This window comes from Streptomyces sp. NBC_01334, from assembly GCF_035983595.1.
Lineage (GTDB): Bacteria > Actinomycetota > Actinomycetes > Streptomycetales > Streptomycetaceae > Streptomyces > Streptomyces coriariae.
This window is the reverse complement of sequence record NZ_CP130718.1, coordinates 4,864,865-4,876,614: the sequence shown is the minus strand read 5'-3', so window position 1 is coordinate 4,876,614 and position 11,750 is coordinate 4,864,865. Positions and strand designations below refer to the sequence as shown.

Annotated in this window: 8 protein-coding genes and 2 tRNA genes; 6 read left to right on the top strand and 4 right to left on the bottom strand. The window is 72.3% G+C overall.

Annotation, left to right across the window (positions count from 1 at the left end):
* Positions 1–24: 24 nt before the first annotated feature.
* Together OG736_RS21850 and OG736_RS21845 are read right to left on the bottom strand one after the other, a co-directional pair.
* On the bottom strand, positions 25–4,539 hold the full coding sequence (locus OG736_RS21850) for a hybrid sensor histidine kinase/response regulator (RefSeq protein WP_327183939.1): 4,515 nt from the start codon (positions 4,537–4,539) through the stop codon (positions 25–27).
* A gap of 336 nt (positions 4,540–4,875) precedes the next feature.
* Entirely contained in the window at positions 4,876–5,433 is a 558-nt protein-coding gene (locus OG736_RS21845; protein ID WP_327183938.1) for an SSI family serine proteinase inhibitor, read from the bottom strand.
* Positions 5,434–5,590: 157 nt separating this feature from the next.
* Here OG736_RS21845 and OG736_RS21840 point away from each other — a divergent pair.
* From OG736_RS21840 to OG736_RS21830, 3 genes are all read left to right on the top strand, one after another.
* A tRNA-Ser gene (locus OG736_RS21840) sits at positions 5,591–5,681 on the top strand.
* Between the two features lie 194 nt (positions 5,682–5,875).
* Positions 5,876–5,948 (top strand) — tRNA-Arg (locus tag OG736_RS21835).
* Between the two features lie 398 nt (positions 5,949–6,346).
* Positions 6,347–7,219: a helix-turn-helix domain-containing protein gene (locus OG736_RS21830; protein WP_327183937.1), complete on the top strand. Its 873-nt coding sequence runs from the start codon at positions 6,347–6,349 to the stop codon at positions 7,217–7,219.
* Between the two features lie 69 nt (positions 7,220–7,288).
* On the opposite strand, the gene OG736_RS21825 is transcribed toward OG736_RS21830, so the two are convergent.
* Together OG736_RS21825 and OG736_RS21820 are read right to left on the bottom strand one after the other, a co-directional pair.
* Entirely contained in the window at positions 7,289–8,530 is a 1,242-nt protein-coding gene (locus tag OG736_RS21825) for a PP2C family protein-serine/threonine phosphatase (protein ID WP_327183936.1), read from the bottom strand.
* Between the two features lie 699 nt (positions 8,531–9,229).
* Positions 9,230–9,493 (bottom strand): hypothetical protein, encoded by a 264-nt coding sequence (locus OG736_RS21820; RefSeq protein ID WP_327187676.1) that lies wholly within the window; start codon positions 9,491–9,493, stop codon positions 9,230–9,232.
* 802 nt (positions 9,494–10,295) lie between these two features.
* On the opposite strand from OG736_RS21820, the gene OG736_RS21815 reads away from it, so the two are divergent.
* From OG736_RS21815 to OG736_RS21805, 3 genes are read left to right on the top strand one after another with little or no spacing between them, the layout of a single operon-like run.
* Positions 10,296–10,931, top strand: a complete 636-nt coding sequence (locus OG736_RS21815) for a DUF5994 family protein (protein ID WP_327183935.1) — start codon at positions 10,296–10,298, stop codon at positions 10,929–10,931.
* Between the two features lie 5 nt (positions 10,932–10,936).
* The gene (locus tag OG736_RS21810; protein ID WP_327183934.1) at positions 10,937–11,095 is read left to right on the top strand and encodes a hypothetical protein; all 159 of its coding nucleotides are present in this window, start codon (positions 10,937–10,939) and stop codon (positions 11,093–11,095) included.
* 11 nt (positions 11,096–11,106) lie between these two features.
* Entirely contained in the window at positions 11,107–11,625 is a 519-nt protein-coding gene (locus OG736_RS21805; protein WP_327183933.1) for a DUF5994 family protein, read from the top strand.
* Positions 11,626–11,750: the final 125 nt, after the last annotated feature.

The window sequence follows — 11,750 nt, the reverse complement described above, 5'->3', positions numbered from 1 at the left end:
GGACGTCGCCGGGCCGGACGGCTCCTAGTTGGTGCCGATCCGGGCCAGCAGGTCCACGATCCTGCTCTGCACCTCCGCGCTCGTCGACCGCTCGGCGAGGAAGAGGACCGTCTCCCCCGACGCCAGCCGCGGCAGGTCGGCCGGATCGACGGCGGCCGTGTAGACGACCAGCGGCGTGCGGTTGAGCTGGCCGTTCGCCCGCAGCCAGTCCAGGATCCCGGACTGGCGCCGGTGGACCTGCATCAGGTCCATCACGACCAGGTTCGGCCGCAGCTGCCCGGCCAGCGTGACGGCGTCCGCGTCGCTCGCCGCCCGCGCCACCTGCATCCCGCGCCGCTCCAGCGTCGAGGTCAGGGCGAGGGCGATCTCGGCGTGCTCCTCGATGAGCAGCACCCGCGGCGGATGCTGCTCGCTGTCGCGCGGCGCGAGCGCCTTCAGCAGGACGGCGGGATCTGCGCCGTACGCCGCCTCGCGCGTCGCCTGTCCGAGCCCGGCCGTGACCAGCACCGGAACCTCGGCGGCCACCGCGGCCGTGCGCAGCGACTGCAACGCGGTACGGGTGATCGGCCCGGTCAGCGGGTCCACGAACAGCGCGGCCGGGAAGGCGGCGATCTGCGCGTCGACCTCCTCGCGCGAGTGCACGATCACCGGCCGGTAGCCGCGGTCGCTGAGCGCCTGCTGCGTACTGACGTCCGGCGCCGGCCACACCAGCAGCCGACGGGGGTTGTCCAGCGGCTCCGGCGGCAGCTCGTCGTCCAGCGGCTGCGGCCGCGGCGGGTCCGCCACCTCGACGGCCCCACCGGGCCCGTCCAGCGGCTCGGGCCCCTCGGCGGCGTTCTCGTCCGGGGCTCCTATGGCGTACGACCGTCCGGCGCCCTCGGTCCCCGGCCCACCCGGCACGAGCCGCGACTGACCCGCGAGGGAGGGATGCGGTACGGGATTCGGTACGGGCGCGGCCGCCGGCGTGGGTGCCGTGCCGGGCGCCGGAGCCGCGACGGCCTGCGCCTGCGCCTGTGCCACGACGGGCTGCTCGGCCGACGGGTGCGGACGTGCCGTCTGCTCCGGGCGCGTCGTCGGGTCGGGCGGAGTCCCCAGCTTGCGGCGCCGCCCGGAACCACCGGGGGCGTGCGGGGCGGGGGTGGCCGTGGCCTGCGCCGACGGCAGACCCGGCTGCGAGTGACGCATCGCCTGAGCCTGCTGTGCGTGCTGAGCCTGCTGTGCTTGCTGCAACTGCTGTGCCTGCTGCACCTGCGCGGCCTGCCGGGTGAACGGCACGCCCTGCCCCAGGGTCCGCACGCTGATCGCCCGACCCTGCGTCGAGTTGGGGTCCACCGGCCGGCCCGCCGCGGCCTCGGCGGGCAACGGCTGCGCCGCCCGCGGCTGCCCGACGGCGGCCTCGGGCGGAAGCGGGGTACCACCGCTGGGCGTTGTCGCCACCGGTGCGGGCTGCGCCGCCGCGGGGGCGGGGGCTGCCGGGGCCGGGGCCGCTTCGGCCGGGAGCGGCTGACCCTGCCCGGGCGCGTTCGGCTCGGGGAGGGGGGCCGCTCGGCCGGGGGCGGCCTGCGCGGGGAGCGGCTGCCCCGCGGCCGACTGCCCGGGCAACGGCTGTCCGGGGACGGGCACGGCTGCCGGAACCGGCTGCGCGGGGGCGGGCTGCTCGGCGACGGGCTGCCCCACCTGCTGCGGCTGAGAGGGGGGCTGGGGCTGCTGGTGCTGAACCTGTGCCGGGGCGGCGACCTCCGCGGCCTGAGCGACGGCCCGTCGACGGCGACCCGTGGGCGCGTTCGTGGGGTGCGGCTGGGGCGGGGTGTGGTCGTCTGCCTGGTCGAGCGGGACGGCGTCGTGCCGCCCGTGGTCGATCGCGGAATCCTCGGCGGATCCCTGAACGGGAGCCTGCGCCGGAACGGGCGCATGAGCCTGCGCGGGAACCGGGCCCTGCGCGGGCACCTGAACCGCTCCCAGCGCCTGCACCGGAGCAGGAGCAGGAGCCGGAACCGAACCCGGAACCGGAATCGGCCCCACTGCTCGGGCGGCCTGTGCGGCCTGGGGAGCTTGGGTGCCCTGGGCGGTCGCACTCGTGCCGACGGCACCGTCAGGCGCACGGTCGGCCTGCGCGGGCGGCAGGGCGAACACCGCGCGGGGCCCCGCCTCCTGCGCGGCGGCGCGCTCGTTCGCGGCGGCCAGGGCACGCCGTCGCCTGCCCGTCGGCTGTCCGTCCTCCGTCTCCGCCTGTGTCATGGCGTCCGGACCCGTCCCCGGGGCCTCGGCCGGTGCGCCCGCGAGCGCCGGCAGCGCGGGCGGCAGCGCGTTCTGCGGCTGCCGGCCGTCCGGTGCGTGGTGTGGGGGCCGCTGGCCGCCCGGCGCGGGTACGCCCTGCGGCGGAACGGTGCCGCCGAGTCCCGTACCCGAGGCCGCGGTCCCCGCCGCGTGTTCGGCGGCCGTGACGACGGCACCCTCGCTCACGCCGCCGTCGAGCGCTGCGGGCATCCCCGCGTCGGCTCCCACGACGGCGATCTCGGCCGACCGCCCACGCCGCCGCCCGGTGCCGCCGGAGCCCTCTGAGCCGTCGGCCTCGTCCATGGCGGGCGACAGCTCGCCCGGCGTCTCCTCGGGGGCCGCGGCCCCGGCCCGCCTGCGCCGCCGTCCGGTCGGAACCGCCGCCTCCGCTTCGGCGCCGCCCTCCGCGGCCGGGACGTCGCCCTCCAGGAAGGCGTCCACGGAGGACCGCCGAGCCCGTCGGCGCCCACCGGCGCCGTACTCGCCCGGAACGTCCTCCTCCGAGGCCATGGCGGTCGCGGGGGCCGCCGAGGCGGCGCCGCCTCCGGCCGCGAGAGCGGGCAGGGCCATGGCCGCCGGAGCCGCCATGGCCCCCGCACCACCGCCCAACGGCACCTCCAGCACGTACGCGCTGCCGCTCATGCCCGGTACCTCGTGCGTCTGCAGCACGCCACCGTGCGCCCGCACGATCCCCCGCACGATCGGTTCGTGCACGGGGTCGCCGCCGGCGTACGGCCCGCGCACCTCGATGCGGACGACCTCGCCGCGCTGGGCGGCCGCCACCACGACCGTGTTGTCCATGTAACCGCCCGCCGAGACGGGCGCGTTGCCGGTGGCGTCGACGCCCGCGACGTCGGCCACGAGGTGCGCGAGCGCGGTCGCGAGGAGCCGCGCGTCGACCTCGGCCTCGATGGGCGGCGCGTGCACGGCGAACTGCACCCGTCCCGGCCCGATGAGATCCACCGCGCCGTCGACACCGGCGGCGACGACGGCGTCGAGCATCACCTTCGTCCGGGCGATGACCTCCGACCCGGTGTCGAGACGCTGGTAGCCGAGCACGTTGTCGATGAGCGTGGTGATCCGCGAGTAGCCGGCCGACAGGTGGTGGAGCACCTGGTTGGCCTCGGGCCAGAGCTGACCGGCGTCGTCCGCGGCGAGCGCCGCCAGCTCGCGGCGCAGTTCGTCCAGCGGCCCGCGCAGGGACTCCCCGAGCAGGGTGAGCAGCTGCTCGTGGCGCCCGGCGAGCGCCTCGTACCGGTCCTTCTCGCGCTCGCCGAGCGAGGCGTAGCGCTCCTCGCCGGCCGCCAGCTCCTCCTCGTGCCGCTCGCGCAGCTCCTCGAGCTCGGTGACGTGCTGCTGGCGCAGCGCGGTGAGGTCGGAGGCGTGCTCCTCGGAGAGCTTCTCCAACTCGTCCGCGTGCCGCTTCTCGACGCCGTCCTTCTCCTCGGCGAGGGCGTCGTAGGGCCGGCGGTCGGTGAAGGTCATGACGGCGCCGACGAGCTGATCGCCGTCGCGCACGGGCGCGGTCGTCAGATCGACCGCCACCCTGTCCCCGCTCTTGGACCACAGGACCTGCCCGCGCACCCGGTGCTTGCGCCCGGACCGCAGGGTGTCGGCGAGCGGCGACTCGTCGTACGGGAACGGCGAGCCGTCGGCGCGCGAGTGCAGCACGAGGGTGTGCAGCTCCTTGGCGCCGAGATCGCTGGCCCGGTATCCCAGTATCTGGGCGGCGGCCGGGTTGACGAGGACGATCCGGCCGTCGGTGTCGGTGCCCACGACGCCCTCGGACGCGGCCCTCAGGATCATCTCGGTCTGCCGCTGCGAACGCGCCAGCTCGGCCTCGGTGTCGACGGTCCCGGACAGGTCGCGCACGACGAGCATCAGCAGTTCGTCGGAGGCGGAGGAGTAGCCGTAGCCGTCGTAGGCCTGCTGACCGTTCTCGAGGTTGGCGCTGGTGACCTCGACCGGGAACTCGCTGCCGTCGGTGCGGCGCGCGACCATCCGGGTCGGCTTGGTCCGCCCGCGCGGGTCCATGTGATCGGGCCGCCGCATGGACCCCGGGATGAGCTTGGAGTCGAACTGCGGCAGCAGATCGAGCAGCCCCCGCCCCACCAGCGCGGTACCCGGCGTCTCGAACGCCTCCAGCGCGATGGTGTTCGCGTTGACGACGGTCCCGTTGGCGTTGACCAGCAACAGCGCATCGGGGAGCGCGTCGAGTATGGCTGCGAGGCGAGCAGCGCCTCGGGATGGCCTGCTGCTCACGAGTCGCTTCCTCCCTGTTACCGCACCTTGCCGACCGTTCGGGCCATCTTGCCAACCGGCCCGCACCGTGTCACGCGAGGGAGTCTAAGGGCTGGGGTCCCGTCGGCGGCGCCGGATGAGAGGGAGCTCGCACGACGAAGTGACACAGAACGTGTGTCCTCACCTGTCGTGGCCTGTCCCTGCGCACGGCGGACGGCTCCCGCGCCCGCCCCGCACACTGCTCGGACTTCGCGGGACCTTCGCGCGACCTTTACGGAACCGGTGCCTCCGCCACGCGTCGCCTGTACGCGCACGACCGCGGAGGCGGGACGGGGCCCGTCGGACACCGGGCGCGCGTCAGCGGGCGGCCGGGCGCAGGTCGGGCAGCAGCGGCACGAGCCGGTCCCACCGCTCGATCTGGCAGCCGTTGCTGCGGTCGTACGTCGCGTCGACCGGCCGCCCGGCCCAGCGGCCCGTGACGTGGGCGGTGGCCGGCCCGCCGTACCGCATGGTGCAGACACCGCCGTCGGCGGCGGTCGCGAAGGCGTCCCTGCCCCACCGGGTGTTGCGGTCCACGGCGCGGCAGGCGCTTCCCACGTCCGGGTGACTGCCGCCTCCCGGGTGGCAGTACAGCTCGAACGTCCCGTTCGCCCGGCCGCCGGCGTGCCGGACGGTGACCGTGAGGTGATCACCGGAGACCCGGTCCTCGTCACGGACGGGCGGAGGCGCGAGCGAGGCGGGCGAGGCGAGCGAGGTGACGTCGGTGACGGCGGCGACCGACGTTGCGGCCCCGGCTGTCCCGGCTGTCCCGGCGGCGTACGCCGGGACGGGCCCGGTGGCGGGTGAGGCGACCACGGCGGCGCAGGCGGCGGAAGCGGCGACGGCGAGCCGTCGGAGTGAGGTGACCTGGAACATGACAGGACTAACGCGAGGTCCCCGACGACGTTGCGCCCCGGCAACCTCTTTGCCCTGCGACCCACCTGCCTAGTACCGTGGACGCCGATTGGTGACACGCCCTTCGACTGTGTCATCATCTGCACGCACCACTCGCCCACACGCGAGCGGTTGTGCTGGAGGCGTCGCCTAGTCCGGTCTATGGCGCCGCACTGCTAATGCGGTTTGGGACTTCAATCCCATCGAGGGTTCAAATCCCTCCGCCTCCGCGCGATCACCGAAGCCCCGGTCCACCCGACCGGGGCTTCGTTGTTTCCCAAGGCCCTCCAGACAGGTGTTTCCGCAGCTCACAAGCGGTATGGCAAACGGATTTCACATGTCGGCGGCAGTCATGTAATGTTCTTCCTGTCGCCGCGAGCGGGCCGCAAGGGCCGAGAGCGAAGACAGAAAAACCGAATAACAAGCACTCGTAGCTTAACGGATAGAGCATCTGACTACGGATCAGAAGGTTGCAGGTTCGAATCCTGCCGAGTGCACAGCTGACCAGAAGCCCCGTGGATTGATCCACGGGGCTTCTGGCTTTTGCCTTGACGGCAGCGTTCGACGGCAACCGGGTGCGGGGCGGATCAGACCCCCTCGGGTCGGTCGTCCTGACGGGCCGCTCCGGCTCTCGCGGCTCGGCTCCGGCCACGGCGCGGCGACTCTGCTCGGGTCCGCCGCGACGCGCCCCACCCGTGTCCGTCCTTCGGGTTCCGCCTTGCGGGCGGGGAGCCGTCGGCTGCTCATCGCGGGGTCTTGCAGCCACGGCAATTGCCAACGTAAGAGTCCGTTTCGGCTGCTGACGATCACGGCGGCATTGCGCGTCACCTGCACCCCTCGTGCCATGGCAACCTGCGTGCCGACACACCCGTTTGGACCCGGAGGTACACCGCGCGTGGCGGCGAAGACCAATCCCACTGTCAGGAGACGCCGTCTCGGCGCCGAGCTGCGTCGGCTCCGCGTGCTCAGTGGGTTGAAGAGCACACAAGTGGCCGAGCGGCTCATGGTCTCTCAACCCAAGATCAGTCACCTGGAGAACGGCAACCGCGCCATCAGCCCCCGTGATGTGCGCGACCTGTGCGTGATCTACGAAGTGACGGACCAGCAGGTCATCGACTCCCTGATGGAGATGGCCAGGGAATCCGGTCAGCGAGGCTGGTGGCACCCCTACGGCGAACTCTCCGGCAGCGTCTACATCGGCCTGGAGACGGACGCCGCTTCCCTGCACACCCACGCGCCAATGATGGTGCCCGATCTGCTGCAGACCCCTGCCTACGCCCAGGCTGTCATCGGGGAGATCATTCCTCGGCTCACTGCCGAACAGGCCGCCACGCAGCTCAAGGTACGGCTGCGCCGCCAGCACCGGATCTACGACCTGGCCTGCCCGCTGCGCCTGTGGGTCATCATCGACGAGTCGGCCCTGCGCCGCGTCGTCGGCGGCCCGGACGTCATGCGTGAACAACTGGAGCACCTGAAGGCACTCAGCGCGGAGCCGCACATCACGGTGCAGGTCCTTCCCTACACGGCCGGCGCTCATCCGGGGCTGTCAGGACAGTTCTCCATCCTGCGGTTCGCCGACAGTCCCGAGGCGGGCGTGGTGTACCTGGAACGGTTCGCCAGCGATCTCTACCTGGAGAAGCCGTCCGACCTGCGGCACTACAACGTGATGTACGACCACCTCCAGGCGCAGGCCCTCACCCCGGACAGCAGCCGCGACTTCATCACCGACATCGCCAAGACGTACGTCGACGCGATGATCCCGTCCTGAGCGACCTCGAGTACGAACCACAGGTCACCGGCAGGCTTCGGCGAGGGAGCCGGTACATCGTCGGCGGGCTCAATCGAGGGTGGCGAGGTGATCGGCATCGCCGCCTCGCCACTCGATGAGGAAGATGGTCGCGTCGTCGGTCGTGGTGCCGCCGCGTTCCTGTTTCAGGGCGTGGGAGAGCGCTCGTACCACCGCCCGTACCTGGGGGCGGTCGCGGAGGATCCGGTTGGTCCACTCGATCAGCTGCTCCTCACCGAACTGTTCTCCGCCGGCCTGGTGCTCCTCGAACAGGCCGTCGGTGAAGCACAGCAACCGGTCCCCCGGTTGCAGCATCCGCTCGCTGACCACCGGCTCCTCACCGCCGAAGCCGACCGGCAACGTGGTCGGGCTCTCCAGCCGGTCCACCACGGCGCGGTCACGGATCAGGAACGGAGCCGGGTGGCCGGCGTTGACCCACTGCAGCCGGCCTGTGGTGATGTCCAGGATCATCATCTGAGCGGTGACGAAGTGGTCGGGGCCGAACTGCTCATTGACGGCCCTGTCCATGAACGCGTACACCTGGGAAAGATCCGTATGGGCCCGTCGCGTGTGGCGATAGGCGCCGATGGCCACCGTCGCCATGGTCGCCGCGTCCAGCCCGTGGCCCATCGCGTCGATCATGGCCACGTGCAGGATGTCGCCGTTGAGTGCGTAGTCGAAGCTGTCGCCGGCCACGTCGTAGGCGGGCTCCAGGATCCCGGCCACCTCGACCTGCGGCACCGTCATCGACAGCGGGGGCAGCAACGACCACTGGATCTCCGCGGCCACACTCATCGGGGCACTGCGGCGGGCCTGGAAGAACTGGTCGGTGTAGGCGTCCTTGGTGACGATCATGTCCGCGACCAGACCGGCGAGTCTGCGCAGCAGTCGCCGGTCGTCGTCATCGACGCTGTCCAGGGTGACGGCCATCACCCCGATCTGGTCGCTGCCGTCCAGCAGCGGCAGGTACATCCGCACACTGCCGTCCTGCGGCACCTCCACGGTTCTGCGGCTCAGGAACGCGTCGCCTGCGGGGGAGTCCTCGACCGGCTCGGGGCCGCCGAGCTTCAGCCTCCGGCCCGGCAGCGGTACCAGCAGCACCTGCTCGTAGTCCTGCAGGAGGATGGAGACGTCCCGTCCCCCGACCCTGGTCACCTCTTCCGCGACGAGTGGGGCGATCAACTGCGGCGGCATCTCGTGGGCGCGGTCCAGCAGCACCCCCAACAGCCGTTCGCCGAATCCCTCCGACCGGTCCACCCCGATCCGGTCCGGCCTGCGCCCACCGTCCGTCATGGCTGTCTGCTTCCCTTCGTCCCGGGCATCGGGAACTCATCGGGGTGGCAGCGCCCACGCGGTGTTCACCGGGCGGCCCGGTGCCCCGGCCTCGTCGAACCGCAGCCGGTGCAGGCGGTGCCGGCGCTTCCGGCACCCCGACCTCGTGTCCGGACGCGGCGCCCCGAGGCGACGCACACCCCGCTCCTCTCGGATCCGCCCGGCAGGCAACGGCGAGCAGCGTGGCACGACGCAGTCGACCGGCACAGGCTCGCATCGCCGACCGGCCCGACGAGACGATTACGCCGTGGGCGGCATGTCGCCCCGGACAGCGGTCACCACAAGAGCCTTGGGCGGCGGGGGCGGGAGCACGCCGAGCGATGAGCGGGCCGGGTTCGGGACACCGGACACCGGCCCTGATCGAACGGGCCGTCGGTGGCCCTGGGCGGCCGGTCGGTCGGTAGTGGTGTCCGCGCAGCCGTTCAGAGCCCGATCCTGCGCCCGTTCGGGTCCACGTCGTCGCGGTCGAGGCACTCCGGGCACCGGCGGAACGGATCACGCCCCGCTCCCGGCGGCCGTGTCCCTCATGCTGCAACGACCCCGGCGTATACACACCGGGGTCGCCCTTCCGGGCCGGTCGCACGTGAGAGTGTGCCGACCCGCTTTCATGGTAGCCCTGGTGCACATTTCGGCCATAAGGCGTCTTACGGTTCTCGCGGGTCAGGTCTCGTCGGCCTGCGTACGGCCGTTTCCGGAGGACCGACTGGAGACCAGCCAGGAGCGCGCAGGCTCCGCCGCGCGCGCGGTGTCCACCGTGAGGTGGAGGCGGGTTCCGCCGGCCACCGTGCCGGAGGGGTAGCTGCGCTGCTCGGACGAGGCGAAGCAGCGACGGAGAACCTCCGCGACCTGGCGGGCGGCCTCGGGGGACGAGGCGACGAGACGCACGTCGACGTTCCCGCCGCCGGGCGGTTCCGGTGACTCCACGGGGTGCAGCCGTTCCGGCCGGCCCACTGCTTCCACCGGGGCGCGGGCCGAGTCATCCGTGGCACCGCCCGGCTCGGCGTCGTCCACAGCGGGCGACGCGGAAGGCTTCGCCGCTGGTCGGTTCTTCGCCCGCAGGCGGCCGATTCCCGGCAGCGCATCGCCGTAGCGGTAGGCCGCGATCCTCGCGTCGTGCTGCGCGTTGAGCTGATGGATCAGGACGGCTCCCATCGCGATCACGGCGATGATCAGTACCGCGGTGACGACGGTCTCCACGTCCTCACCTCCCTCGGACGGAGCGCACCGGGGCGGTCCTGTTCGGTGAGGGCTGTACCTCTGCTGGTCGCGGTCATGGCGCGAACCTGTCCCCGGGCTCGTCTTCGACGTCCGGTCCTGTCGCTCGCCGAGAACGGCACCAGCATCTGATCTGGTGTGCGAAGTGCTCCCGGTATTTCGACCCTACTCCGCCCGAAGGCCCCTGTGGGTGCGTGTGACCAGCCGTTCTCCCGGACAACGCGCCGTCCGGGCCACCGTGCGGGGACGGCGCCTCGATACCGGGCACCGTGTGCCGTGCCTCCGGCCTGGTGATCACTCGTCCGCCCCGGACAGTGCCGTGGATCGGGCTCGTGCGGAAGAGGAGCGCAAGGGGGGCGGTTCATCCGCCGACGGCACGGTCCGTTCGGCTCGGCCGGGGAGTACGCTCGAAGTACCGAGGATATTTCGCGCACCGGCTTCCATGCTCGTGTCGTTTTCGGCGATCGCATAGGCCGGGCCGACCGCGGTCGCCCGGGGCAGGGTTCGCGTCATGACTGCGACCATTTCCCTCTCGCCGATACTCGAAGACCGGCTCCCGTCGTCCTCCGCCGCTTCTTCCTCTCTCCGCCTGTCGCTGGCTCCTGTCGGCACGGCACCGGCTCTCCTGGACGGCGCATGGTGGCCCCGCTCCCGCGATCTGGCGGCGGAACTCCCGGTCCTGACAGCGGTATTGGATCCATTGTGGGGGCGGATCACCCGGGTCACGGTGAATCCCACCCACTGGCCGGTCGTCCCGCGCAAGGTGCCGGTCGGCGGGCACGTCGTGAAGGTGGGCTGGTTCCTGGCCGAGCAGGACCCGCACGAACTGCTGCTGCTCTCCTACCGTTTGGGCCGCTGGAACCTGCTGGTGGTCCCGCCGCGGACGGACCCCGTCTCGGCAGCCTGGCTGATGGCCGCCGCCGGCGACCCACGGGGCACGTCGACCGCGAGCCGGTTGATGGAGGAGGCGGCGCGCCTGCGGACTGCGTCCGAGACCGACCGGGCCGTGGAAGCGGTCTGGGACTCCGAGGGAGGGCACGGGGCCCGCGAGCCGGCCGCGCGTCCACGGATCCCGGCAGCCACGGCCGAGGGCGGAGTCGAGCCGTTGCATTTGTCGCGGCCCGGTCCTCTGCTGATGGGGATGTGAGGACCATGGAGACCTTCGCGACCCTGGCCGTCGTCATGGCGATGATCGCTCTGGGTGTGATCCTCGTCCACCTGGCCAACCGGCAGCACGCGATCGCACCGCCGCCTTCCACCGAGGCCGCCCCTGGGCGACCCGGCCGAGACGCGGCACCCGGAAGGGAGTGAGGTGAGTCCCCGTGATCCCCACGATCCCCCTGCTCCCGACGATCCCCGTCAGGCTCCTGGCGGACACCGGCAGGGAGCCGATACTCCCGGGCACCGCGGTCCTGCGGATGGAGACGACGCCCCGGCGCACGGGGACGTTCGACGGCGCGTGGTGGCCGAGGTCACGTGACCTCGAGAGCCAACTGTCCGGACTGCTCGCCACGTCGACCGCCCGGCTGGGTCCGCTCGCCCGTGTCGGCCTCGACGCGGGCGCCTGGGACGAGAGGCCGGGTCATCCGGTCGTGGACGGTCGTACCGTCCGCATCGACCGGTCGGCCGTCGGCGACGACACCATGATCGTCACTCGGGGCGACCAGGACCACCTCATGTTCCTGGTGATCCCTCCGCAGACGATTCCCTCGCTCGCTCGCGCCGCGATGGCCATGGCCGTACGGGACGACAACGACGCCTCGGCCGAACGGATTCTCGCCGCCACCGGCGTCACCCCCGCCGACCGGACGCCCGTACTGCCCGGCGCTCCCGGCTGGTAGCCCGGCGGGCGCACATCGCGGGCTCCGGTGCCGGAGGTCGCGTTCAAGAACCGAGTTCAGAACCGAGGGCATGAACTCGGTTCGCCGGTCCGGAAGTTCATCCCGTCCGTCACCGCGCACGCACA